At 63.2% G+C, this 24,091-nt stretch carries 20 protein-coding genes, 1 tRNA gene and 1 pseudogene; 7 read left to right on the plus strand and 15 right to left on the minus strand.

What is annotated here, in order from left to right; genetic code table 11:
• Positions 1 to 29: 29 nt before the first annotated feature.
• The 9 genes from GLR48_RS03765 to GLR48_RS03805 form a co-directional block, all read right to left on the minus strand.
• On the minus strand, positions 30 to 1,634 hold the full coding sequence (locus GLR48_RS03765; protein ID WP_237058807.1) for a glycoside hydrolase family 43 protein: 1,605 nt from the start codon (positions 1,632 to 1,634) through the stop codon (positions 30 to 32).
• A gap of 3 nt (positions 1,635 to 1,637) precedes the next feature.
• Complete coding sequence (gene mgrA, locus GLR48_RS03770; RefSeq protein ID WP_237058809.1) at positions 1,638 to 2,681, minus strand: L-glyceraldehyde 3-phosphate reductase; 1,044 nt, start codon at positions 2,679 to 2,681, stop codon at positions 1,638 to 1,640.
• On the minus strand, positions 2,678 to 3,820 hold the full coding sequence (locus GLR48_RS03775; RefSeq protein WP_237058811.1) for a Gfo/Idh/MocA family protein: 1,143 nt from the start codon (positions 3,818 to 3,820) through the stop codon (positions 2,678 to 2,680). Before GLR48_RS03775 ends, mgrA begins: the two co-directional genes overlap by 4 nt.
• 12 nt (positions 3,821 to 3,832) lie before the next feature.
• Complete coding sequence (locus tag GLR48_RS03780) at positions 3,833 to 4,576, minus strand: sugar phosphate isomerase/epimerase family protein (protein ID WP_237058812.1); 744 nt, start codon at positions 4,574 to 4,576, stop codon at positions 3,833 to 3,835.
• 10 nt (positions 4,577 to 4,586) lie between these two features.
• Positions 4,587 to 6,971, minus strand: a complete 2,385-nt coding sequence (locus GLR48_RS03785; RefSeq protein WP_237058813.1) for a beta-mannosidase — start codon at positions 6,969 to 6,971, stop codon at positions 4,587 to 4,589.
• A complete protein-coding gene (locus tag GLR48_RS03790; RefSeq protein WP_336886612.1) occupies positions 6,968 to 8,056 on the minus strand; it encodes an ABC transporter ATP-binding protein in 1,089 nt (362 codons plus the stop codon). Before GLR48_RS03790 ends, GLR48_RS03785 begins: the two co-directional genes overlap by 4 nt.
• Positions 8,057 to 8,060: 4 nt before the next feature.
• Entirely contained in the window at positions 8,061 to 8,966 is a 906-nt protein-coding gene (locus tag GLR48_RS03795) for a carbohydrate ABC transporter permease (protein WP_442915827.1), read from the minus strand.
• A 34-nt stretch (positions 8,967 to 9,000) separates the two neighbouring features.
• A complete protein-coding gene (locus GLR48_RS03800; RefSeq protein ID WP_237058814.1) occupies positions 9,001 to 9,930 on the minus strand; it encodes a carbohydrate ABC transporter permease in 930 nt (309 codons plus the stop codon).
• Between the two features lie 92 nt (positions 9,931 to 10,022).
• Positions 10,023 to 11,255 (minus strand): ABC transporter substrate-binding protein, encoded by a 1,233-nt coding sequence (locus tag GLR48_RS03805; RefSeq protein WP_237058815.1) that lies wholly within the window; start codon positions 11,253 to 11,255, stop codon positions 10,023 to 10,025.
• A 146-nt stretch (positions 11,256 to 11,401) separates the two neighbouring features.
• Between GLR48_RS03805 and GLR48_RS03810 the strand changes: the two genes are divergently transcribed.
• Both GLR48_RS03810 and GLR48_RS03815 read left to right on the plus strand, forming a co-directional pair.
• Positions 11,402 to 12,436, plus strand: a complete 1,035-nt coding sequence (locus GLR48_RS03810; RefSeq protein WP_237058816.1) for a LacI family transcriptional regulator — start codon at positions 11,402 to 11,404, stop codon at positions 12,434 to 12,436.
• A gap of 137 nt (positions 12,437 to 12,573) precedes the next feature.
• Positions 12,574 to 14,748 (plus strand): putative bifunctional diguanylate cyclase/phosphodiesterase, encoded by a 2,175-nt coding sequence (locus GLR48_RS03815; protein WP_237058817.1) that lies wholly within the window; start codon positions 12,574 to 12,576, stop codon positions 14,746 to 14,748.
• On the opposite strand, the gene GLR48_RS03820 is transcribed toward GLR48_RS03815, so the two are convergent.
• Complete coding sequence (locus GLR48_RS03820; protein ID WP_237064332.1) at positions 14,676 to 15,674, minus strand: LacI family DNA-binding transcriptional regulator; 999 nt, start codon at positions 15,672 to 15,674, stop codon at positions 14,676 to 14,678. The genes GLR48_RS03815 and GLR48_RS03820 overlap by 73 nt on opposite strands.
• Before the next feature lie 132 nt (positions 15,675 to 15,806).
• Here GLR48_RS03820 and GLR48_RS03825 point away from each other — a divergent pair.
• From GLR48_RS03825 to GLR48_RS03835, 3 genes are all read left to right on the plus strand, one after another.
• A tRNA-Arg gene (locus tag GLR48_RS03825) sits at positions 15,807 to 15,883 on the plus strand.
• A gap of 37 nt (positions 15,884 to 15,920) precedes the next feature.
• On the plus strand, positions 15,921 to 16,178 hold the full coding sequence (locus GLR48_RS03830; protein ID WP_237058819.1) for a hypothetical protein: 258 nt from the start codon (positions 15,921 to 15,923) through the stop codon (positions 16,176 to 16,178).
• Positions 16,179 to 16,321: 143 nt separating this feature from the next.
• On the plus strand, positions 16,322 to 18,175 hold the full coding sequence (locus tag GLR48_RS03835) for a PAS domain-containing hybrid sensor histidine kinase/response regulator (protein ID WP_237064333.1): 1,854 nt from the start codon (positions 16,322 to 16,324) through the stop codon (positions 18,173 to 18,175).
• Positions 18,176 to 18,238: 63 nt separating this feature from the next.
• Here the strand turns inward: GLR48_RS03835 and GLR48_RS25625 are convergent, their stop codons facing one another.
• Positions 18,239 to 18,529, minus strand: a complete 291-nt coding sequence (locus GLR48_RS25625) for a DUF4113 domain-containing protein (protein WP_336886613.1) — start codon at positions 18,527 to 18,529, stop codon at positions 18,239 to 18,241.
• A gap of 394 nt (positions 18,530 to 18,923) precedes the next feature.
• Between GLR48_RS25625 and GLR48_RS03840 the strand changes: the two genes are divergently transcribed.
• On the plus strand, positions 18,924 to 20,627 hold the full coding sequence (locus tag GLR48_RS03840) for an ABC transporter ATP-binding protein (RefSeq protein WP_237058821.1): 1,704 nt from the start codon (positions 18,924 to 18,926) through the stop codon (positions 20,625 to 20,627).
• Positions 20,628 to 20,662: 35 nt separating this feature from the next.
• Positions 20,663 to 21,715, plus strand: a complete 1,053-nt coding sequence (locus GLR48_RS03845; protein WP_237058823.1) for a siderophore-interacting protein — start codon at positions 20,663 to 20,665, stop codon at positions 21,713 to 21,715.
• A gap of 9 nt (positions 21,716 to 21,724) precedes the next feature.
• Here the strand turns inward: GLR48_RS03845 and GLR48_RS03850 are convergent, their stop codons facing one another.
• The 4 genes and pseudogenes from GLR48_RS03850 to GLR48_RS03865 all read right to left on the minus strand — a co-directional run.
• Positions 21,725 to 22,612 carry an energy transducer TonB family protein gene (locus GLR48_RS03850; RefSeq protein ID WP_237058825.1) on the minus strand — a complete coding sequence of 296 codons (888 nt, stop codon included), beginning with the start codon at positions 22,610 to 22,612 and terminating at the stop codon, positions 21,725 to 21,727.
• Positions 22,609 to 22,992, minus strand: coding sequence for an ExbD/TolR family protein (locus tag GLR48_RS03855; RefSeq protein ID WP_237058827.1), 384 nt, complete (start codon positions 22,990 to 22,992; stop codon positions 22,609 to 22,611). The genes GLR48_RS03850 and GLR48_RS03855 overlap by 4 nt, the downstream gene beginning before the upstream one ends.
• On the minus strand, positions 22,989 to 23,372 hold the full coding sequence (locus tag GLR48_RS03860; RefSeq protein ID WP_237058829.1) for an ExbD/TolR family protein: 384 nt from the start codon (positions 23,370 to 23,372) through the stop codon (positions 22,989 to 22,991). Before GLR48_RS03860 ends, GLR48_RS03855 begins: the two co-directional genes overlap by 4 nt.
• Positions 23,373 to 23,987, minus strand: a pseudogene (locus GLR48_RS03865) (MotA/TolQ/ExbB proton channel family protein); the annotation flags it as partial. It lies immediately after the preceding gene.
• Positions 23,988 to 24,091: the final 104 nt, after the last annotated feature.

Consider the following 24,091-nt stretch of genomic DNA (forward strand, 5'->3'; position numbering starts at 1 on the left):
GCAGACCTAGCAATCAGGAATGAGGAACGTCAATCATTTTCTGCCGCATCCAGACGACGCGGGGTGTAGGCAAAGGCGGAAAACCGCGCCTCTGCCCCTTGCCCGGTGATATCAAAGGCCATCATGCCGACAAAGGCGCCGGTGAACGACGCATGTTCACCCTGCGCGCCCTCGTCCGAGACATGAAAGGCGTCCCTAGCGGACCCCAGCGGCTGCACACCGTCACCGGCGCCCCAAAAGAACTGCTGCACGGCACCGCGCACCTGAACCGACAGCGTGATCGGTCCGTCCGGGATCGGCACCGGCGCAATCGGATGGTCCAGCCGCCCCGCAGGCCAGTCGCCATTGCAAGAGATCAGCGTCAGACACCGCTGCCCGCCTTCCGATGTCACGAAGGCCCCGTGGAACTTGTGACGGTTGTAATAGGTCACCAGACCCGCGGCCTGCTGATAGACCTGCGGCGCGAAATGAAGGATCGTGCTGGCATCATAGGCCGCATCTTCCTGCCTGCGGGCGACCAGCGATTGTTCGAACCAGCTGCCGATGCTCTCTCGCCCCGTCAGGACCAGCGCACCATCGTCGATCCGGAACAGCCGCTCCGGCTGCGGCGTGCGCAGCCACTGGAATTCGGGCGGCAGGCTGTCGAAGCGGTCGTGTGCGACGGCGCCACGCGGTGCGGTCTCGGCCTCCAGCGCCACCGTCTCGGGCGGCAGCAGGCCACCGCCTTCCAGATAAAGCCAGTCGTCGCGCCAGACGCAGCGGGCGATGCCCGTCTCGCGCCCCGTGGCGCAGAACGGCTTGCCATCGTGCATCAGCGGGCGGCCCATCAGATAGGTATGCCAAGGGGTGCCATCCGGCGCCTCGACATATTGCCCATGGCCGGTGCGCTGGACGGGATGATCCGGCACACCCTTGGTCGAGATGACGTGCTTGTCCGGGTGATCCGCGTAGGGCCCCGCGATCTGCCGGGACCGGGCGAGCGTGACGGCGTGGTCATATCCCGTGCCGCCCTCGGCGGTGGTCAGGTAATACCAGCCGTTGCGGCGGAACAGGTGCGGCGCCTCTGTCAGGCCCCGGTCGGTGCCGGCGTAGATATTGGTGACCGGCCCGAACAGGCCCCGGTCCGGCGACCATTCCTGCAGGACGATCCCGTCGAACCGGTCGTTGACGGGGTTCACGCCGGACCCTTTCTGCCGGTGGTTCCACTGCATGTTGACGAACCATTTGCGCCCGTCGTCATCGTGGAACAGCGACGGATCGAAGCCGCTGGAATTGACATACCACGGATCGGTCCAGTCGCCGTCGATGGCCTCGCAGGTCGTGATGTAGTTGTGGGCGTCCTTCCAGTCGCCCTCCAGCCGTTTGACGTCCGTATAGACCAGCCAGAATTTCCCGTCCGCATAGGACAGGCAGGGCGCCCAGATGCCGCCGCTGTCGGGATTGCCGCGCATGTCCAGAAGTGCTGCACGGTTCAGGGGTCGCGCCACCAGCGTCCAGTTCGCCAAGTCCGTGCTGTGGTGGATCTGGACGCCCGGATACCATTCAAAAGTCGAGGTCGCGATGTAGTAATCGTCCCCCACCCGGCAGATGGACGGATCGGGATTGAAGCCGGGCAGGATCGGATTGCGGATCATGGATTACTCCGGTGCGTTGTCGGACAGGCTGGATTGGGCCCACAGGTTGATCGCCTGATCGCCTGCGTGCTTGTCGATCTGCGCCAGTTCATCGGCGGTGAAGTCGAGGTTGCCGCACGCCCCTGCGCAATCCACGATCTGGCTGGGCTTGCTGGCCCCGATCAGCGCCGTCGTGATGCCGCCGTCGCGCAGCACCCATGCAATCGCCATCTGCGCCAGCGTCTGGCCGCGTGATTGCGCGATGTCGTTCAGGGCGCGAATGCTTTCCAGCGCCTGTTCCGTGATCAGCGACTTGTCCAGCGACTTGTCCTGCGCGGCACGACTGTCGTCGGGAATCCCGTTCAGGTATTTCGTGCTCAGCATCCCCTGCGCCAGCGGCGTGAACGCAATCGACCCGATCCCCAGATCGGCCAGCGTGTCTTTCAGCCCGTCGGTTTCGACCCACCGGTTGAACATGTTGTAGCTGGGCTGATGGATCAGCATCGGCACGCCCATGTCGTCCAGAATGGCGACCGCTTCGCGCGTCTTTTCCGTGTTGTAGCTGGAAATCCCCGCGTAAAGCGCCTTGCCCGAATTCACGATGTCGGCCAGCGCGCCCATCGTTTCCTCCAGCGGTGTGTCGGGATCGAAGCGGTGGGAATAGAAGATATCGACGTAGTCGAGCCCCATCCGCCGCAGCGATGCATCGCAGGACGCCATCAGATACTTGCGGCTGCCCCATTCGCCATAGGGGCCATCCCACATGCGATAACCGGCCTTGGAGCTGATGATCAGCTCGTCCCGGTAGCCCGCAAAATCGGTCTTCAGGATCTCGCCAAAGGCTTCCTCGGCGCTGCCCGGCGGCGGGCCGTAGTTGTTGGCGAGGTCAAAGTGCGTGATGCCAAGATCGAACGCCGTCTGGCACATCGCGCGTTTGTTGCTGTGATTGCTGTCCCCGCCGAAGTTGTGCCACAGGCCGAGCGACACGGCGGGCAGTTTCACCCCCGATGCGCCGCAGCGGCGGTAGGTCATCTTTTCATAGCGGTCTTCGGCGGGGGTATAGGTCATGCGTCGTCTTTCAATAGGGCGCGGGCGGCGTCGGGGCCAAGGGCCGCAGGCCGGTCGCAGGTTGTCGTCATGTCGATAAACTGGCCCAGCTCGCCAGATTTCAAGATACTGGTCATGACATCGGTCACATGCACCGCCAGTTCCAGCCCGCAGCGATGGGGGCGGTCCTCAGTGATCCCGGCGGCCATATCGGCTAAGCCCGCCGTGCGATAGTTCGCGCGGGGGGTCTTGCCGTCCAACTCCCAGTTCAGCTTGCCAAACGGATGGTCCCAGACCGGCACCTCGGTCACGGTGCCGTCGGCGTCGGCCTGTTCCAGCGCGCCGCCAAAGTGGTTGGGATCGGGCACGAAGAGCGCACCTTCGGTGCCGTAAAGCTCCATATTGGCATGGCGGTGCTTCTTGACGTCCCAGCTGACGTTCAGGGTGACAGTCGCACCATTCTCGAACGACAGCAGGGCGTGAATCGTGGTGGGCGTCTGCACCGGGATCGTTTCGCCCGCGCGCGGCTGCGACGTGATCGTGCGTTCCGTCTGGGCCGAGGTCGCCAAGGCGGCAACCCGCTTCACCGGCCCGATCAGCTGCACGAGATTGGTGATGTAATACGGCCCCATGTCCAGCACCGGACCGCCGCCGGGCTTGAAGAAGAAGTCCGGATCGGGGTGCCACATCTCCATCCCCGGGCCCATGAAGTGGGCCGTGCCGGAGGTCACTTTGCCGATACCGCCCGCGTCGATGATCTGTCGCGCTTGCTGATGCGCCCCGCCCAGAAACGTGTCCGGAGCGGACCCTATGCGCAAGCCCTTGGAGGCCGCGAGGTCGGCCAGCGATTTGGCCTGTTTCAGCGTCAGGACCAGTGGCTTTTCCGTATAGGCGTGCTTGCCTGCATCAAGGATGCGCCTGGTCACGTCGTAATGGGCGTCGGGGATCGTCAGGTTCACGATGATGTCGATGTCGTCGGACGCCAGCAGATCGCTGACGATGCGCGCCTTCAGACCGAATGCCTTGGCCTTGGCCAAGGCCGCCTCCTCGTTCATGTCGGACACGGCGACGAAACGTATGTTCTTGTAGGTCGGCGCCAGCGTCAGGTAGGCGGTCGAGATGTTGCCGCAGCCGATCAGGCCGACATTCATAACAGTCATGGGACGTCTCTTTTACAGGGATTGCATGGTGGCCAGCGCGCGGCTGGCAAAGCGGTTGTCGTCGGCGGGCTTGTCGTGTTCCATCACGAACAGATCGCAACCGGCCGCCTTCAATGCGCGGAAATGTGCAGGCCAGTCCAGCGTGCCGTGGCCTGCGTCTGCCCAGCCGTCCTCGTCCGCGTTCTCGCCCGCAGGTGCGCGGTCCTTGACGTGCGCTGCGATGATGCGGTCGCCGTATCGGGCAATCACGTCTGCCGGGTCCTTGCCCGCGACGGCCGCCCAGGCGACGTCGAATTCAAACCCGACGTTGTCCTGCGCCAGAATGATGTCGATCGGCAACTCTCCCGACGGCAGCGCCTTGAATTCGAAATCATGGTTGTGCCATCCGAAATCGAATCCTGCGTCCTGCAGCGGCTTGCCCGCCGCCGACAGGCGCTTGGCGAAACTGGTCCAGCCTTCGGCGTCCGTGGGGCGCTGGTCGGGCAGGATGAAGGGGACGATGATCTTCTCGATGCCCAGCGCGCGGGCGATCTTCATTGTCTGCGCCGCATCTTCGGCCACCAGGTCCATCGCGAAATGCCCCGACGGCATGGTCAACCCGGTCTCGTCCATCGCGGTCTTCGTGGCGTCCAGATCTGCGTAGACCGGGCCGTAGCCTTCGACGTGGGCATAGCCAAGTGCGGCCAACATGCCGAGCGTGTCGGACAGTGGGCCGAAGTTGCGCGAGCTGTAAAGCTGGTAGGAAAAGTCAGTCATGGGTCTGTCCTCAGGTGGTGTAAGTGGCACTGTGCAGGTCGCGCAGCGTGAAGGTGGGACTGGCCGCCGGGTCGGCGGGCGTGAACCGCAGGGTCGCGGACTGCCCGGGGGCAAGGTGGATGGCGTTGCGGTCGAACCGGCCGGGCACGGAGGCCTCTGCCGTCACGTAGAAGGCCATGGCCTGCGCGGTAACGCTCAGCACGTGGACCTCTCCTTCGCGGATCGTATCGCAGGTCAGATGCGCAGGCAAAAGGTCGTAGGCCTTGTAGGGTTTGGGCGCAAAGACGTCGCCGCCGGTGCTGCCGTCACTGGCGGTCCAGCCAAAGGACAGCATCTCTTGGCGCTCCAGCGCGACTTTCGGCACGCGCAGCACGTCCGTGGCACTGTCCGTGACCTCTGCCCCGCCCTGCCCCAGATCGCGCGTGCTGCCGTCCATCGCGCAAGCGCAGGCGGTCACGCTCACCGTGACCGCGTCGCGTCGGTCGTTTACCGCACGCAGCACCAGACCGTCGCCGTCTGGCATGACGACCACGGTGACGGGGGCGTAGAAATCGCGGCTCAGGTGATGCAGCACCTTCCACCCGCCGCCATAGTCGAGAGACGCCCATGAACACACCGGCCATGTATCGTTCAACTGCCAGATCAGCGTGCCCATGCAGTGCGGTTTCAGGCCGCGCCATTGCGTGACAGCAGTCTTGATCGCCAGCGCCTGCTGGACCTGGCTGACGTAGACGAAGTTCTCGAAATCCACCGGAAAGCGGAAAGTGCGGAACATGGTTTCCGCGATGCGGGCGTTGCCGCCGTCATTTTTCTGATGCGCCTCCATCACCGGGGCGGCGATGTTGAAGTCTTTCGGGTCGGCGAACTGGCGGATGACGTCCATCGACGGGTAGCTTTGGAATCCGAACTCGGAACAAAAGCGGGGCGCGACGTCGCGGTAGTGGTCGAAATCGCGCCCTTCGTGCCAGACCGACCAAAAGTGCATGTCGCCGCTGCTGTCGTCGTGCCACGCATCGCCAAAGGACAGCGGCCCGGTCGAGGGGCTGGAGGGCCACCAGTTGGCGTGCGGGTCGGTCTCTCGCAGCGCATCCGCGATACAGCGGTTCAGGCGGTCGTAGTTCACCAGATAGCGGTCGCGGTCATTGCGACTGACGTCATACCACGTCAACGCGCCGACCAACTCGTTGTCGCCGCACCACAGCGCGATGCAGGCGTGGTGATGCATGCGGGCGACGTTGTCGTGCACCTCGGCCCGCACATTCGCCAGATAGGCGGGGTTGGAAGGATAGAGGTTGCAGGCGAACATGAAGTCCTGCCAGACCAGCAGGCCCAGTTCGTCGCAGGTGTCATAGAAGCTGTCCGGCTCATACCGCCCGCCGCCCCAGACGCGGACCATGTTCATATTGGCATCCACGGCGGATTGCAGCAGGGCGCGGGTTTTCGCGTCGGTAATGCGTCCCGGCAAGGCGTCTGCAGGGATCCAGTTTGCGCCTTTGCAAAACGTGTCGTGGCCGTTCACGCGGACCTTGAAGCCAAGTCCCGCGGCATCGGGTTCAGCCACCAGCTCCATCCGGCGCAGGCCCAGATGGCGGGTCGCGGTCGCGGCCCCGGCGGTGACGGTCAGGTCGTACAGATGCTGCGCACCAAGCCCGGCTGGCCACCACAGGACAGGTTCGGGCACAGCGATTGTCACCTGACAAAACCCGTTCCGGCTGTCGGCCGTCACCATCTGGCCGGCGAGTGACACGGTGACCGGCCCCTCGTGATGCTTCGTATGCACGCCGACCGTGACGGTCACACCGTCGCCGTGGTCCTGCGCGATCGCCAGCCGGTCGATCCGCGCGGCCTGCGACGGCTCCAGCCGCAGCGTGCCATAGACGCCCGAGGTCGCCAGCGCGATGTTCCAGTCCCAGCCGAAATCACAGGCAGGCTTGCGCAGGAAATTGCCATAGGGGATCGGGCAGTTCTTGGACCACGGCACCGGGAAGGGATGCGCGTCCGACAGCGCCTTGCCCGCCGCGACGGGCGAATGGAACGTGATGGCGATGGTGTTGCGGCCTGCGCGCGCAGCCTCACCCAATCCGGCGCGGTAGGTACAAAAGGCATTCGCGGCCTCCAGCACCACCACATCGTTCACGCGGACCGTCGCCACCGTGTCGAGTTCCGAGATCACCAGATCGACCGCGGGATCGGCCAGATCGAAATCCCGGGTCAGGGTCCAGTCCGCCGCGCAGATCCAGCGCAGGTCGTATTCATTCTGACCGGCGTAGGGATCGGGGATCAGGGCGGCATCCTGCAGCGCGGTGACGATATCCCCCGGCAGGGTCATCGGGGTCGTCAGGGTGCCGTCGGCAGACCGCAGCATCCAGCCACCGGCCAGATCCTGCGTGGTCACAGACGCACCTCGGTGTCCTTGTCGAACAGGGACGCCGCTGCTGGGTCGATGCCGATGGTCAGCCGGTCGCCGGGCTTGACCTGCGCCTGACCATCCATCCGGATGCGGAAGATCTGGCCGCCGAATTCGCAATAAACCAGCGTGTCGGACCCCATCGGTTCGACCAGATCGACGGTGATGTCGGTCGTGTAGGGCGCGGACCGCAGGTTGTCGCCGGTCATCACGTGTTCCGGCCGGATCCCGATGATCGCGGCCTTGCCCTCGGCGGGACGCTCCTTGAACGTGTAGCTGCCCAGCGGCAGGTCATGACCCGGAATGGCGATGGTATCGCCTTTCAGCGTGCCTTCGAAAAAGGTCATCGAGGGCGAGCCGATGAAATCCGCGACATAGAGGTTCTGCGGCTTGCCATAGATCTCGGCCGGCGTGCCCAGCTGCATGATCTTGCCGCCCTTCATGATCGCGATGCGGTCGGCCAGCGTCATCGCCTCGACCTGATCGTGAGTCACATAGATCATCGTGTTCTTGAGGTTATTGTGCAGCCGCTTCAACTCGACCCGCAGATCGGCGCGCAGCTTTGCGTCAAGGTTCGACAGGGGTTCGTCGAACAAGAACACCTCGACGTCGCGCACCAATGCGCGCCCGATGGCGACGCGCTGGCGCTGGCCGCCGGACAGCGCGCCCGGCTTGCGCTTCAATAGCGGTTCGATTTGCAGCACGTCGGCGGCACGGGCGACACGCTTGGCGATCTCGGCCTTGGGCACGCGTGCGTTCTTCAGGCCAAAGGTCAGGTTCCCCTCGACCGTCATCTGCGGATAAAGCGCGTAGCTTTGGAACACCATGCCGATGCCGCGCTCGCTCGGTTCGGCCCATGTCACGTTCTTGCCCTTGATCCAGATTTGCCCGTCGGTGGGTTCCAGCAGGCCCGCGATGACGTTCAGCAGCGTGGACTTGCCGCAGCCTGACGATCCCAGCAGCACAAGGAACTCGCCATCCCCGATATCGAGGTTCAAATCCTGCAGCACCTTCACGGCGCCGAACGCCAGATCGAGGTGCTTGATCGAGACGGAGGGGTTCTGAATGGTCACAGTCTTATCCTTTTACCGCGCCGGCAGCGATGCCACGGACGAAAAGCTTGCCGGAGGCAAAGTAGATGACGAGGGGGACGAGGCCGGTCAGCAGCGTCGCGGCCATGTTGACGTTGTATTCCTTCACCCCCTGCACCGAGTTGACGATGTTGTTCAGCTGCACCGTCATGGGGTACCGGTCGGGGGACGAGATGTAGGTCACGCCGAACAGGAAATCGTTCCAGATGCCCGTGACCTGAATGATGAAGGCCACGACGCAGATCGGCAGCGACATCGGCAGGATGATCTTGAAGAAGATCGCCCAGAACCCGGCCCCATCGACACGGGCGGCCTTGAACAGCTCCTCCGGGATGGACGCGAAATAATTGCGGAACAGCAGCGTGTTGATCGGCATGCCAAAGGCCACATGGACCAGCACCAGCCCGGTAAGCGATCCGTAAAGTCCGGCTTCGCGCAGCAGGATCACGATGGGATAGAGCATGACCTGATAGGGGATGAAGGCGCCGATCATCAGAATGGTGAAAAACACCTCCGACCCGCGGAATTTCCACATCGACAGGGCATAGCCGTTCACCGACGCGATGGCGACCGACAGGATCACCGACGGGATCAGGATACGGACAGAGTTCCAGAAGCCGCGGCTGAGACCGTCGCAGTTGATCCCGGTGCAGGCCTCTTTCCACGCCTTGACCCACGGCTCGAAGGTGATTTCCAGCGGCGGGGCAAAGATGTTGCCCATCCGGATTTCCGGCATTCCCTTCAGCGAGGTCACGATCATCACGTAAAGCGGCAGCGCGTAATACAGCGCCACGACAAAGAGCGTGCCGTAGACGATGATGTTGCCGCGGCTGAACCGCTTCTTGGGCTTCTTCCCGCGTGGCCCCTCGGCCAGTTGCTTGCCAAGCGGCATGTCCACCGCGGCGACGGCGTTCAGCATTCCGACATTAGCCATGCTTCTTGCCTCCGAATTCCAGATAGGCCCAGGGGATCAGGATGATGACGACCATCAGCAGCATCATCGACGACGCGGCAAAGCCCTGGCCCAGGTTCTGTCCGCCGAACATCGCGGTCATGACGTATTTCGCCGGCACCTCTGAACTGATGCCCGGCCCGCCAGAGGTTTGCGCCACGACCAGATCGTAAAGCTTCACGATGCCCGCCGCGATCAGCACGAGGGATGTGACGAAGACCGGGCGCATCATCGGAATGACGATGCGGATGTAGGTCTTGACCGTGCCGATCCCGTCGACGCGGGCGGCCTTCCAGATATCCTCGTCGATGCCACGCAGACCGGCCAGCATGATGCACATGATCAGCCCGGTGCCCTGCCACAGACCCGCGATCAGCAGGCCAAACATGACGATATTGGGATTGTTCAGCGGGTCGAAGGTAAACGACTGCCAGCCAAGGTCACGCACGACGCTTTGCAGGCCCAGTTCGGGGTTCAGGATCCACTGCCAGACCAAACCGGTCACGATGAACGACAGCGCAAAGGGGTAAAGGAAGATCGACCGGAACACCGCCTCGCCCCGGATCTTGCGGTCCAGCAGGGCGGCGAGGATGAAGCCGATGACCAGCGTGCCGATCAGGGAAAAGACCCCGTAGATCGCCAGATTCTCGATCGAGACGATCCACTTGCGCGACGACCAGAGGCGTTCGTACTGGTCCAGCCCGGCCCAGCTCAACCGCGGCAGCAGGCCGGATTTGGTAAAGGAATAGACCACCGTCCAGATCGTGCCGCCCAGAAAAATCACGAGGGCAGTAAAGATCAGCGGCACCATCGCCACCTTGGACGACAGGTTGCGCAACAGGCGCGATGGTCGGCGCACGGCCTTTTCCGGCCCCGTGTCAGGGCGAATGTCGGTGGTCGTCATGGGCTCCCCCCCTTGGTCGACGCATTTTCGGCATGGTGCGTGCCCGGTGGGGCGGGCCGCCTGCGGCCCGCCCCGACATCACGTCCGCCTGCCTATTCGGCGCTGGCGATGATGTCGGCGTATTGCTGCTGCACCTCTGGCGCGGTCATGGACGGCGTGTTCCAGAACTCGGTCATCAGGTCGTTCAGCTGCGTGATCGTGTCAGGCGAGATCAGCTGCTCTGACGCAGGCAGCGTCTGGCCGTTGGCCAGAAGGTCGAGACCTTTCTGCGTGCATTCGTTGACCGTCGTCAGATCGACGTCGCCACGGACCGGCAGGGACCCCTTCACCGAATTGAAGGACACCTGCACTTCGGGAGACAGCAGCAGGGCTGCCAGCTCTTTCTGTGCCGCAGTGATCTCGGGGTCGTCATTGACCGGAAAGTAGAACGCGTCGCCACCGGTCTGCAGATAGGCCCCCAGCCCAAGGCCCGGCAGACAGCCGTAATCCTTGCCCGCGGTCAGGCCTGCGACGGCGAATTCGCCCTGCGCCCAGTCACCCATGATCTGCGCACCGCCCTCGCCGGTGATCAGCGCGTTCGTTGCCTGGTTCCAGTCCTGCACGTTGATGCCCGTCGCAAGCTCGCGCGCGGCGGCATAGGCTTCAAAAGCAGCGGTGTATTCCGGACCCATCACGGTTTCGGCGTTCTTGTCCTGCATGACCGACAGCCACGCATCCTTGCCGGCGATGGCGATCGTCATCACGTTGTTGAACGCTCCGGCCTGCTGCCAGGCCTGGCCGCCCATGGCCAGCGGGGTGACGCCCGCCGCACGCAGCGCCTCGGCGCTTTCGACGAAACCGTTCCAGTCGGTCGGCATCTCAAGTCCGGCCTTTTCGTAGGCCGGGCCCGACAGCCACATCCAGTTCCAGGAATGGATGTTGATCGGCGCGCAGTAGATCTTGCCGTCAACGGTGCAGGAGTCGAGAAGCGAGGGCGGATTGACGATGTCCTTCCAGCCCTGCGCCTCGGCCACGTCGGTGATGTCCAGCAGCAGGCCGGCGTCGATCAGCTCCTCGGCCTGACGTCCGTGGTTGAACTGAAAGGCCGCGGGCGGATCGCCACCGATGATGCGGCTGACCATGATCGGGCGCGCCGTGTCACCGCCGCCGGCGATGGCACCGTCGACCCACTTGTTGCCCGTGGCATCCCATGCCTCTGCCAGCTTCGTCACGGCGGCGGCCTCCCCCCCGGATGTCCACCAGTGCATCACCTCCAGATCGACGGCGCCCGCGCTGGACGCGGCACAGATCGCCGTCGCCGCAAGCAGTTGAGTGCTGAGTTTCACGATTCTAACCTCCCTGATCTAAATCGTTGTAGGAAAGCTAACCTGAAGTTGTTTGCGCAAACAAGACTGTTTCTTTTTAGGGTTGAAAATTAGGCTGGTGGCATCCGGACGCTTGCAAATGCAGCGTTTTTGCGTGACGGAAACGCATGTCTGAAAGGATCACGGTGGATAACGTCGACGGCAGCGCCCCGCGGAAACCGACGCTCAAGACCATTGCAGGACTGACCGGTCTTGCGGTGCCGACCGTGTCGCGCGCGCTGTCGGGGGCAGAGGATATCAGCCTCCAGACCCGCGCCCGTGTGCGGGCGGTCGCGGACCAGATCGGCTATGTCCCGAACCGCGCGGGGGTGCGTCTGCGGACGGGCCGGACGAATGTGATCTCGCTCGTCATGTCGACGGAACACGATGTGATGAACCACACGGCCAAGCTGATTTCTTCTGTGGCGGGCGGGCTGCGCAACACGCCCTTTCATCTGAACATCACGCCCTATTTCAAGGACGAGGATCCGATGAAGCCGATCCGGTATCTGGTCGAAACAGGGTCTGCGGATGCGGTCATCTTCAACCAGATCATGCCCGCCGATCCGCGCATCCGCTACCTGATGGACCGCGGCTTTCCCTTCGCCACCCACGGTCGCAGCAACTGGTCGGACCGTCACGCATGGTTCGATTTCGACAACAGGGCATTCGGGGCGCTGGGGGTCCGGTCGCTGGCGGCGCGCGGGCGGCGGCGGCTGGTGCTGATCGCGCCACCGCGCGACCAATCCTATGCCATCGCCATGATCGGCGGCGCCATGGCGACAGCGCAGAGCCTGAATGTCGATCTGGTCGTGCTGGACGACGTGAACAGCGATTCGCCCCTCGATCTGATCGAGGCGAGTCTGACCGCCCTGCTGTCGGGCGCGGGGCCCACCGATGGCGTCATCGCGGGGTCCACCAACGCGGCGCTGGCGGTCATCGCCGCCGCCGAGGCCGGCGGCCGGGTGCTGGGACAGGACCTCGACATTTTCTCGAAAGAGGCGATCACGTTCCTGCGCCGGATCCATCCCCGGATCCTCGCCGTGTCAGAGGATGTCGCCGCGGCGGGCGATTTTCTGGCCCGCGCCGCCATGGCCGGCGTCAGGCAACCCACCGCCGCACCGATGCAGCATCTGGACAGTCCGCCCGACACCCTTCTGTAGCCGTGCCGCCGCCGCGGCAGTGGCCTGTGAGGCTTTGCCGAACCACCCGCCCTGCGGCAAAGGCCGATAGACCGGCCGGACTTAAACCTTGATTCACGTCTGATCGCTATCAGGGGGTGCGGTGAAGTGAGAGTTTGATGCAGGTTGATCCGTTCCAGAACGCAGAACTGACGGCGGTCCAGCAGGTGATCGGTCGCAACATCCTGCTGCCCCTGTTTGAAAACGCGGCGCAGGCGACCGTCATGCTGGAAACCGTCGACCTCCATGTCATTTCTGCCAACAAGAAGGCCTGCGCCGCCTTGGGCCGGACCATGCGGGACCTGCAACGCATGACGATGGCAGACGCGATCCCGGACCTGCCTGCCCACCGCGTGACGCGGATCCTGCGACGTTTTCTGGCGTTGCGACGCCCCAGTCTGCGCCTGCGGGTCACGGTCGGAACGACGCAGCCCACCGTCTACGACATCGACCTGCTGCGCATGCCGGACGAAACCGGCACGCTGGTCGTGCAGGCCCAGGACGTCACCCAGACCCTCGCCGCCCTGCGCCTGGCAGACGAGGCAGAGGCGCGGCTGATCACCGCCATCAACGCCCTGTCAGACGGCTTCGCGCTCTACGATGCCGATGACCGGCTGGTGATCTGCAACGACACCTACCGCATGTTCTATCCCGAAAGCGCGCCAGCCATGCAGCCGGGGGCCAAGTTCAGGGACATCCTCCTTTACGGTCTGGCCAGAGGACAATATTCCGATGCGATCGGCCGCGAAGACGCCTGGCTGCGCGAACGGATGGACCGGCACCGCAGCACGCCGGGCCCCATCGAACAGAAGCTCGCGAACGGACGCTGGCTGCGCATCGTCGAACGTCCGACGCAGGATGGCGGTCGCGTCGGCCTGCGGGTCGACGTGACGACGCTGAAGGAACAGCAGCAGGCCCTGCGCCGACAGGCCAGCACGGACGAGCTGACCGGGTTGCGCAACCGGCGCAACCTGCTGGAAGACATCGGCCAGATGGCGGATGGCCTGACCGCCGGTCAGGCTGTCGTCGTGTTTCACATCGACCTCGACCGCTTCAAGGCTGTGAACGACGTCTATGGCCACGAGGCCGGGGACCACGTCCTGAAACACTGCGCCGCCATTCTGGAAGGCGCCGTCACCGCCCCCGACGTTGCCGCCCGCGTCGGCGGCGACGAATTCATCGTAATCCGGCGCATGTCGGACGACAGGATGCAGATTCACGCCTTTGCCGACCAGATCATCCGGCGCATGATGGAACCCATCGGCTATGCGGGGCAATACATGCACATCGGGGCCTCCATCGGCATGGCCCCCTTTGAACAGAACAGCGGCATGGGGGTGCGCGGCACCGTTCTGACCGCCGCCGACCTCGCGCTGTACGAGGCGAAAAAGCTGGGCGGCACTGCCCTGTTCTTCGAGGCGCAGATGCGCGATCAGGTGCTGTCGGCCAATGCGCTGGCACGCGAATTGCAGATCGGGCTGGAGCGGAACGCCTTTGAAGCTTACTTTCAGCCGCAGATCGACGTGCGTCAGGCCCGCTGCATCGGGTTCGAGGCGCTGCTGCGCTGGAACCATCCGCGCCGCGGAACGCTGGCCGCCGGTCAGTTTCTGGACGTCGCCCAGCGCGCCGGTCTGACCGATGCGCTGGACACGCTGATGATGGACGCGGCCTGTCACGCTCTGCGCTGGCTGGCGGACCTTGGCCACGACAACCTGAGCGTCAGCATCAACATGTCGACGGCGCAACTTAGCGATCCGCATCTTCTGGGGCGCCTGGAATGCGCCCTGCGCAAATACGACGTGCCACGTCACCTGCTGCGCATCGAATTGCTGGAATCGACCCTGCTGGACGAACGCACCAGTCATTTCCTGACAAACGTGCAGACCATGGTCGCGGCCGGCTTTGTCGTGGAACTGGACGACTTCGGCACCGGCCACGCGGCGATCGCGGCCCTGCGAAAATTTCAGGTGGCCCAGATCAAGATCGACCGCAGCTTCGTGCGGCACATCGACAGCGACGACGATCTGAAGAAGTTGACCGGCGCGATCATCGGACTGGCCCACAGCCTCGACATCGGCGTTCTGGCGGAAGGTGTGGAAACCCAGGCCGAACAGGACTGGCTGCTACAGATGGGGTGCGATCTGGCGCAGGGCTGGCTTTACGGCAAGGCGATCCCGCTGCGCGACATCGACAGCTTTATCGCGACCTTCGCCGCCACGCATCAGCCCCTGATCAGCGTATCCCCAAGGTCGATCCGCGGCGTCAGCTGCACACGCTCTTCCCCCGGATCCTGACCCAGCACGCGCGCGGCGATGATCTTGGCCGCCCGGTTGCCGATCTCGTAGCGGCAGGCGTCCATCGTCGCCAGCTTGCGCGGCAGCCCGTCCAGCAGTTCGACACCGTTGAACCCAGCCAGACCGATCTGTCCCGGGATATCCACGCCCTGACCCAGCAGGTACATCAGACCACCCGCACCGATCATATCATTGGAATAATACAGAAAATCAAGCTCTGGATGACGCTCCAGCATCGCCTGCGTCATCTCTCTGCCCTTGGTCAGGGCCGATCCACCGGCATAGAAATCGCGGTCGGTAATCTCGATCCCCGATTTCGCCAGCGTGCGCGTGAACCCTTCGAACCGCTTGCGGGCGCGGTGGTCCAGCGGCATCTGCGTCCCCATGAAGCCGATCTTGCGATACCCCGCCGCGACGATCGCCTCGCCCATTTCCCGCCCCGCGCGGCGGTGCGAGATGCCGACGCAGGCGTCGATGGGATCGCCGTCGGTATCCATGATCTCGACCACGGGGATTCCGGCCTGCGCCAGCATCGCCCGCGACGGATCGGAATGTTCCAGACCGGCGATGATGATCCCGGCGGGGCGCCAGGACAGCATTTCGAACAGCACCTTCTCCTCGCGCTCCGGACGGTATTCCGTCACGCCGAAGACCGGCTGCAGGTCGGTGTCGTCCAGCCCTTCGGAAATACCAGACAGAACCTCGGGAAAGACCATGTTCTTCAGCGACGGGATGATGACGGCGATCAGGTTCACGTGGCTAGACGCCAGCGATCCTGCGATCCGGTTGGGCACATAACCCAGCCGCTTGGCCGCATCCTTGACCTTGGCGCGGGTCGCGGCACTGACATCTCCCTTGTCGCGCAGCACGCGGCTGACGGTCATTTCGCTGACGCCCGATGCCTCGGAGACATCGCGCAGGGTCATCGGGCGGCGTGGGGGCTTTGTCAACGGAACGGTCCAGTTCAGGCTATTTCTCTGACTCTACCCAAGCGCGCAAGGCTTGTCCAAGGTCGCTGCGTTGACCTGCACGGATTTTCGTTGCAATGAGAAGCGGCAGGCCCCGTGGCTCAATTGGATAGAGCAATCCCCTCCTAAGGGATAGGTTACAGGTTCAAATCCTGTCGGGGTCACCAATCATCCTTATAAAACATGGTGTGAAACAGGAATTGCATGCGAAAGGCGCAGGTAAAGTGTGCGCAGCCCCTGTCCAGCCAGATTCTTTATCCGCATGCCTTCACGTCCGGTCGCGCAACAGACCAGATCGCCACCAACATTTTCTCATGCATCACCCTAACACGCCGCGGCCACGCTTCGGGCAAAAACAATTTTGACGTCGACAACTTAAGTGACACTGCCAAATATTTTTGCAGCGGAAAAAGTTTTGCCTTGGTGGTTTTTGAATTTTACAACAGACTCACATTGATTTAAGGCAGGATTTCGATTTTGGGGCACACACCGTGACGAGACTAGCGTGGGTCCTTCCAACTCTGATTTCCATAACGCTCGTCTACACGACTGCTTTTACCGGGTTCATTCTGCCGGTCCCTTTTTTCATGATAATTGTGTCGGTGATGCTGGCTGGCTCATTGGGAGGTGAGCGCACCGGCCTTATTTCGGGATGCCTTGCTTCTCTATTCGTCGTCCAATCCTACTTTACACAATTTGGTCCGCAAACGTTAACCGGCGGATGGCCACAAGCGACACTTGGATCGGTACTATTCCTGTTCATCGGCATTTCGCTTGGCCGCTTGAAGGACCAGAGAGACAAAAGCATCCAATCCCTTCGCGCCACGGAGACAAAGCTAAGAATAGCTTTGAAACAAGAAACGGAAATATCGGAAAGCCAAACGAACAAATCCGCCGCAAGTGAAGCGCGACTGGAAACGGCTGTTCGTCTCGCGGGAATTGGTCACTTTTCGTTTGAACCCGGCGTTGAATCTTATGGTGACGGCAATGGATATTGCAAGTATTGCTCTGTTCAGCATGCAATGCATTTTGGGTTGACGCCAGAAGAATATCAGGAAATTTCATCTGATAAAGAGAAGCAACTTTCACTCATACATCCGGATGATCATGCGCATTTCCTCGAAGCGCTTCATCAGTTAGATCTGGGGAAAACTCAGAACTTCGAGTTTCGTGCCTTGCGGAAAGATCGCGAGGTCAGGTTTATCCATCAAATTGAAGAGCCGATCTTTGATAAAAGTGGAAAAATGCTGGAGACAATAGGAACAAGTATTGATCTCACCGAGCTTCGCTCTGCCGAGGCGAGGGTGCGTCAGTCGCAACGCATCGAGGCCATAGGAACCTTAACTGGTGGCGTTGCCCATGATTTCAATAACTTGCTTGCGATTATTCTTGGGAACCTAGAGCTTAGCCTCGAAGTTCCGAGAGACGCCGAACGCACCGAACTCATTCAATCTGCCATCAACGCAACACGACGCGGCGCTGACTTGACAAAGAACCTTCTAAGCTTCTCGCGACGTGCCCATCTTGAACCATCACGTCAGAACCTCAACAAAATTGTGCAGAGAACCATGAATTGGGGCACGCGTGTCTTGCCTGCGACAATTCATGTCGAAAATTCATTGATGGCTGGCCTCTGGGATGTTGAAATTGATCCGACGTCCGCTGAGAACGCAATTCTCAATATCCTTCTCAATGGGCGGGATGCGATGCCAGATGGCGGAAAATTGACAATTGAGACGTCGAACGTGAGAGTTGGCGACGAGTATGTTGCTGAGCGTGACGAAGATATAGAGCCGGGGCGCTATGTCATGCTGGCAATCAGCGATACTGGCCACGGCATACCGAAAGACAAGCTTGAAAAAATCTTCGAGCCGTTCTTCACGGACAAGCCTGTTGGTTTGGGGTCAGGTTTAGGACTTTCAATGGTTCAAGGCTTTGTCAAACAATCAGGTGGTGCGATCCGCGTCTACTCTGAAGTTGGTGTCGGGACCACATTCAAGCTTTACTTTAAAGCGGCCCTATACGGTTCTTCGAAACCTGAAGCAGTTGTTGTGGATCCATCTTATGCCCCCGTCGGAAAAGCATCTATTCTGATTGCCGAAGACGAAGAGGAAGTCATGCGAATTCTATCGCGCACATTGCGCGGTGCCGGATATGTCGTGACAACTGCAACGTCAGGGGACGAGGCGCTCAACGTGTTCAAGACCTCCGGATCATTCGATCTGCTGCTTACAGACGTTGTCATGCCTGGCGAACTCTTGGGACCCGCGCTTGCGAAGGCCGCGCGTCAAATCGATCCAGATCTACCGTGCATCTTCTTGTCAGGCTATGCATCCGAGGCGACGGTGCATGGCAATGGGCTAAGACCGTCTGATATTCGGCTCATGAAGCCCGTGAGCCGAACCGACTTGCTGAATGCGGTGGCAAAAGCCATCAGCAAGGCCCCAAAAAACCATTAAATCCTCGACTTTTTCATGCGAGTGAATCGCTAAATGCACACATAGAAAGGTGAAATGCGGCCTTTAGCGCAGCTGCAGAGAAATCACACTTTCCCGCAGACCGGACCTTCGCACTGCGGGATGAACATCAGCTTTGCCGCCCACCTCTTTCGCAATCAGCACATCGCGCAGACGTGTCGCGCAGCGCGGGCTGCGGTGATCTGACCTAAGCTGCCCGGATCGCGACATCCCCTCGCGTGCCAAAATCATCGTCTTCTTGCCGAACCCTGTGCAGGGTCCACGAGGAGAGGGTGCAAGAAAGATCTGCAAACGGAGAGAGCGCTTCATCACTGCGCTCGTCGCGCGCGACCACATACCTCCCAGCCGAAAGTCGCCGTCATCTTCCGCGACGTTGCAGAGACCTGCGACATGCCCCCGCAGGACGTCATCTCAGGGTTCAGGGTCCCCTCGTTGACCACCGTCAGGACGCGCAACCGCCAACCCGGGTCAGGGGGCCGCGCGGCTGTCGCGGCGGCCTGTGCTCCCAAGGAACGGATCATCTTTACAAATCGCAGTTAAAATTTTCCAATTCATATCCGCACAGACTTCGCCGGCCTTGCCTAAAATGCTGCCCACCCCCCTATTCCTGACTAAAATACCATGCCATTACCGACATTGAATTGACCCCGGCTCGACGGCGGATGACATGGGGCCATCCCAATCTCCGCCGCCACGTCAATCAGGTCGATAAGTAACCGAGAGACCACCGATGTTGCGCCAGTTTTACGCCTATTATCGCCCTTGGGCCGGTCTCTTCTGGCTGGATTTCGGCTGTGCCGTCCTGTCCGGACTGCTGGAGCTTGCCTTTCCGCTCGCGATCAAGGGTTTCATCGACGTGCTGCTGCCGCGCGGTGACCTGTGGTTGACGGTTCTGGTCTCGATCGCGCTGCTGGGCATCTACCTGCTGAATACCGGCCTGATGGCGATCGTCATCTACTGGGGTCACAAGCTGGGTATCAACATCGAAACAGAGATGCGTCGCCGTGCCTTCGCACACCTGCAGCGGCTGTCATTCTCCTATTTCGACAAGGTCCGCACCGGCAAGCTGGTGGCCCGCGTGACCCGCGATCTGGAAGAGATCGGAGAGGTCGCGCACCACGGCCCCGAAGACCTGTTCATCGCCGTCATGACCTTCATCGGGGCCTTTCTGCTGATGATGACGATCAACACCGATCTGGCGCTGATCACGGCCGCCATCGTGCCCGCCAGCGTGGCCATCGTCACCGTTTTCGGGGGCCGGATGACCAGCGCGTGGCAGGCGATCTACGCCCGCGTCGCCGATTTCAACGTCCGGCTGGAGGAGAACGTCGGCGGCATGCGCGTCGTGCAGGCCTTCGCCAACGAGGACCATGAAACGCGGCTCTTTGCACAGGACAACGCGCGCTACCGCGACACCAAGCTGCTGGCCTACCGCACGATGGCCGCCTCTGCCTCGCTGAACTACATGGGCATGCGGATGATCCAGATCGTCGTCATGGTTGCGGGGGCGCTCTTCGTGCTGCGCGGCGACCTGACCACCGGCGGCTTCGTTGCGTTCCTGCTGCTGGTCGGCGTGTTTTTTCGCCCCATCGACAAGATCGCCGCCGTGATCGAACTCTACCCCCGCGGGATCGCCGGGTTCCGCCGCTATCTGGACCTGCTGGCCACCGCACCCGATATCGCGAACCGCCCCGGCGCCCGTTCCGCCCCGCCCCTGACGGGGGACATCGCCTTTGACGGCATCAGCTTCGGCTACGAGGCCGACCGGCCGATCCTGCAAGACATCACCCTGACCGTCCGGCCCGGAGAGACTCTGGCGCTGGTCGGCCCATCGGGCGCCGGCAAGACGTCCCTGCTGGCCTTGGTGCCGCGGTTCTACGATCCGCAAGCCGGGCAGATCCGCATCGACGGCATCGACATCCGCGACATGACCCTGCAAAGCCTGCGCCGTCAGGTCGGGATCGTCAGTCAGGATGTGTTCCTGTTCGGCGGCACCCTGCGCGAAAACATCGCCTACGGCAAACTGGACGCGACCGAGGCAGAGATCGTCGCAGCGGCCGCGCAGGCGCAGCTGACCAGCATGATCGCGGCGCTGCCAGACGGGTTGGACACGATCGTCGGTGAACGCGGTGTCACCCTGTCCGGCGGCCAGAAGCAGCGCGTGGCGATCGCCCGCGCCTTTCTGAAAAACCCGCCGATCCTGATTCTGGACGAGGCGACCTCTGCCCTCGACACCGAGACAGAGCGCCAGATCCAGCAGGCGCTGGAGGCGCTGTCGCGGGGCCGCACGACGCTGGTGATCGCGCACCGTCTGGGCACGATCCGCAAGGCCTCCCGGATCGCGGTCATGGCCGAAGGCCGCATCGTCGAGATCGGGACCCACGACGCACTGATGCAGGCCCGCGGCCATTACGCGCGGCTGAGTGCGGCCTGATCGCCCCCATTTCCCCCCAGACCCGGTGACATGCCATGAACACCCTGCGCCATAAGACGTTCGCACCACAGCCTTGCCTCAGCGAGACTCGTCACAACGGCCCGCTGCCGGCCCGGGTGCTGGATCACATCCACACGCATACCGTTGAAAACGGCCTGTCGGTCACGCGCGTCTCAAACGGCATCGACGTGGTGCACGGCGCAGCCAGCGTGGCGATCAGGGTCGCGGGCGACACCTTCAGCGTCAGGATCGAGGCCCCGACAGAGGTCCAGCTGCATCAGGCGCGGGACAGCGTCATCTATCTGCTGGACCAAGTCATGCCACAGATCGGGGCGCGCCTGGCATGGACAGGCACCGCCACCGCGCGCAACCGGCCACCGAACTTTCATGTGGGAACGGTCTGCGGCGTGGAACAGGTCAGCGCCAACTTTCTGCGGGTCCACATGGCCTGCGACGACGTCGCGGCCCTCTGCGTAGGTGGCATGCACTTTTCCCTGCTGCTGCCACCGGCAGGGCGCGCCCCGGTCTGGCCGGTCCTGAACGACCGGATGCGCACGGTCTGGCCCGCGGATGCGGATAGGCTGCACCGCGCGGCCTATACCTTCACCAGCCTCGACCCCGCGCAAGGCCGCTTCGCCTTCGACATCTTCGCCCACACCGGCGGCCGGACGACCGACTGGGTGCGGCACATCACCGGCGGCGACATCGTCGGCATCATGGGCCCCGGCAGCGGCGATTTCCCCGTCACTGATAATCTGCTGATCGCCGGTGACGAAACCGCCCTGCCCGCGATCCGCCGCATTCTGGAACACGCACCGCCCACAAGGGCCGGACGTGCGCTGATCGAGGTCGGCAATCCCGCCGATATCGTCCCCATCACCGTCCCGCCGCTGATGACGCTGGACTGGATTCTGCGCGGCAGGGATCAGGACCTCTGCACACATCTGCTGACCGTCCACCACCTGCCGCCAGACACCTTCGTCTGGGTTGCCGCCGAACAGGCGACGATCCGGCAGGTCAAGGCGCATTTCAGGACGCTGGGACTGGCCCGCGACCAAAGCTATCTGTCCTACTACTGGACGCGGTGATCCGCGTCCTCAGCGGCTGAAGGCCATCGGCAGGGTAAAGCTGTGCGGTCCCGCACCAAGGGTTGCGGGGGCTGCCGGAAAGCGTCCCGCCCGCTGCACGGCCGACAGGGCGGCCTGATCCAGCGCGGCGTTGCCCGATGACGCGGCGACTCCCAGGGCCTGCAACCGCCCGTCGGACCCGACGCGGATCGCGACCTGCACGGTGCCCACCGCTCCGCCTGCGGCCCGGGGATAGGCCTTGCGCCGTTCGATCCGCGACCGGATCAGCCCGCCCCAGTCGGCCATCAGGCTCTGCCGCTGTGCCGCACTGGCGGTCGCCGCCCGGCTGTTGCCGGACGCGCCCCCATTGGCACCGCCCCCTTGCCCCGCCGCCCGTTGCGTCGGCGCGGAGGTAGAAGGCGCGGCCTGCTGAACCGGGTCAGGGGCCGTCTCGCGCCGCGGCTTTGGTTCAGGCGGCGGCGACCGACGCGCGGGCCGTTCGACCGGGCGAGACGTCGTCTGCGGTGCGTAGGTCGGCACAGCCGCGACAACCTCCGGCACAGGCTCCGGGGCTTCTGGGGCCATCGGCAGCGCCGGGCTGTCGGGACTGGGCGCCGTCAGCGCCGGCAGACGGACCTTCGGCGGGGCCTGCTCTGTCACGGGCAACGGGGCGGACACGGGCGGCGTCGCGTCCGGCATCTGCGGTGGCACCACCGCAGTCACCTCCGGCGGGCGATCCCAGTCGGCAACCATGTCGGTGACGGTGCCATCGGCGGCCTCCAGCGACACCATCGCCGTGCCACCGTCACCGCTGGCGACAGCACCCGCCTGCGGATCCGACTGGAACGCCACCAGCGCCACGACATGCAGGCCCAGCGCCAAAGCACCGAAACCGATCGGTTCGGCCCAGCCTTTCATGGCGCCCCCGTCACAAGCGTGATGTCCGTGAAGCCCGCACCGGCCAGCCGCGGCAAAAGTGCCGCAACCGTCGTCGCAGGCACCGCCGCATCGGCCTTGATGACCAACGCAGGCGCCGTCGCGGCTGCCGCGAACAGCGCCCGCAGGGCCACATCGCCCCGCGCCGCGTCATGGGCAAGGGTGCCATTGGCCCCGATATAGAGCGTCACTTCGCCGTCGCTGGGATCCTCAAGTGCGGCTGTCGGCGGCGTGACCTCCAGCGGGTCGGAGGGCGAGATCTGCGCGGTCATCAAAAAGAAGATCAGCAGCAGGAACACGACGTTGATCATCGGCACGATGCTTTCGGGCGGTTTGCGCCGGGCGGGCGCGTCGAAATTCATGGCGCTTCCACCATCACCACGCGGCGGAACCCTGCGGCGTTCAGCGCCAGCATCACGTCGACCACCCGCTGTAGGTCTGTCGCCGCAGTAGGACGCAGGATGATCATGTCGGTCGGGGCGTCCGTCATGCGCTGCAGGCGCGCGACCATTGCCGCGGGCGTGACTGCGACCCCGTTCAGCGACAGCCCGTCCGGTGCCACGTCCACCAGCCGCGGTGGACCGGCGTAGGCCGCACCGGACCCGGCGGCGATCAGCGGCAGGGACGTCTCCAGCCCGAACCGGGCGGCCAGCATGAAGAACACCAGCAGCAAAAAGACGACGTCGATCATCGGCGTCAGGCTCGGCTTGCGCCGCGTGCGGGGGACATCAAAGGTGAACATTCACGCCCCCGGACCTGCGGTCGTGACGCGCTTGCGCAGGAATATCCGTGTCGCCGTATCCTCCATGTCGAACCGCAGGCGGTCGACGACGCTTTCAAACCAGGTCAACGCGACGGACGCCGGAATGGCGACGGCCATGCCCGCTGCGGTGGTCAAAAGCGCCTCCCAGATGCCGCCCGCCAGCGCTGCGGGATCGGCGCGCACCCCGGTCTGCTGCAGCGCCTGAAACGCACCGATCATGCCCAGCACCGTGCCCAGCAGACCCAGCAGCGGCGCGATGGTCGCGATCAGTTCCAGCCCGCGCAATCCGCTGCGGGCCTCTTCCAATGCGCCGCAGGCCACGCGGGCAGTTTCCTCCCGCGCGGCCGGATCGTCGATGTCCGGGTCTGCCCGCCCCCGCATGGCGGCCAGGGCCACTCTGGCCCGCAGGGTGTCCGACGCCTGCAGCAGCGCGATGGCCTCTCGGTCGCCTTGCCCCGCCTGCCACAGATCCACGGCGCGACGCGTCCCGGTGCCCGACCAGGCCCCCAGCCGCACAAGGCGGTAGACCTTCCACAGAATGATGGCGAGGGTCACGACGGACAGCGCCGCAATCACGACGATGGCGATCCCGCCAAGCGCCATCAGGTCTTGCAGCTTGCCCAGCATCAGGTCGAACGTGGTCATGTCAGTCTTGCCTTTGTGTTGTCGGACGGGCCGTGGCCCGGCCTGTCGGTTCG

This window comes from Loktanella sp. M215 (assembly GCF_021735925.1).
Classification (GTDB): Bacteria; Pseudomonadota; Alphaproteobacteria; order Rhodobacterales; family Rhodobacteraceae; genus Loktanella.

Coding starts and splice junctions, on each gene's coding strand:
- GLR48_RS03765 (WP_237058807.1), bottom strand. CDS start 1,634: ATGATCCGCAATCCGATCCTGCCCGGCTTCAATCCCGATCCGTCCATC.
- mgrA (WP_237058809.1), bottom strand. CDS start 2,681: ATGACCTATACCCCCGCCGAAGACCGCTATGAAAAGATGACCTACCGC.
- GLR48_RS03775 (WP_237058811.1), bottom strand. CDS start 3,820: ATGACTGTTATGAATGTCGGCCTGATCGGCTGCGGCAACATCTCGACC.
- GLR48_RS03780 (WP_237058812.1), bottom strand. CDS start 4,576: ATGACTGACTTTTCCTACCAGCTTTACAGCTCGCGCAACTTCGGCCCA.
- GLR48_RS03795 (WP_442915827.1), bottom strand. CDS start 8,966: ATGCCGCTTGGCAAGCAACTGGCCGAGGGGCCACGCGGGAAGAAGCCC.
- GLR48_RS03800 (WP_237058814.1), bottom strand. CDS start 9,930: ATGACGACCACCGACATTCGCCCTGACACGGGGCCGGAAAAGGCCGTG.
- GLR48_RS03810 (WP_237058816.1), top strand. CDS start 11,402: ATGTCTGAAAGGATCACGGTGGATAACGTCGACGGCAGCGCCCCGCGG.
- GLR48_RS03815 (WP_237058817.1), top strand. CDS start 12,574: ATGCAGGTTGATCCGTTCCAGAACGCAGAACTGACGGCGGTCCAGCAG.
- GLR48_RS03820 (WP_237064332.1), bottom strand. CDS start 15,674: ATGACCCTGCGCGATGTCTCCGAGGCATCGGGCGTCAGCGAAATGACC.
- GLR48_RS03830 (WP_237058819.1), top strand. CDS start 15,921: ATGCGAAAGGCGCAGGTAAAGTGTGCGCAGCCCCTGTCCAGCCAGATT.
- GLR48_RS03835 (WP_237064333.1), top strand. CDS start 16,322: ATGCTGGCTGGCTCATTGGGAGGTGAGCGCACCGGCCTTATTTCGGGA.
- GLR48_RS25625 (WP_336886613.1), bottom strand. CDS start 18,529: ATGTGGTCGCGCGCGACGAGCGCAGTGATGAAGCGCTCTCTCCGTTTG.
- GLR48_RS03840 (WP_237058821.1), top strand. CDS start 18,924: ATGTTGCGCCAGTTTTACGCCTATTATCGCCCTTGGGCCGGTCTCTTC.
- GLR48_RS03845 (WP_237058823.1), top strand. CDS start 20,663: ATGAACACCCTGCGCCATAAGACGTTCGCACCACAGCCTTGCCTCAGC.
- GLR48_RS03850 (WP_237058825.1), bottom strand. CDS start 22,612: ATGAAAGGCTGGGCCGAACCGATCGGTTTCGGTGCTTTGGCGCTGGGC.
- GLR48_RS03855 (WP_237058827.1), bottom strand. CDS start 22,992: ATGAATTTCGACGCGCCCGCCCGGCGCAAACCGCCCGAAAGCATCGTG.
- GLR48_RS03860 (WP_237058829.1), bottom strand. CDS start 23,372: ATGTTCACCTTTGATGTCCCCCGCACGCGGCGCAAGCCGAGCCTGACG.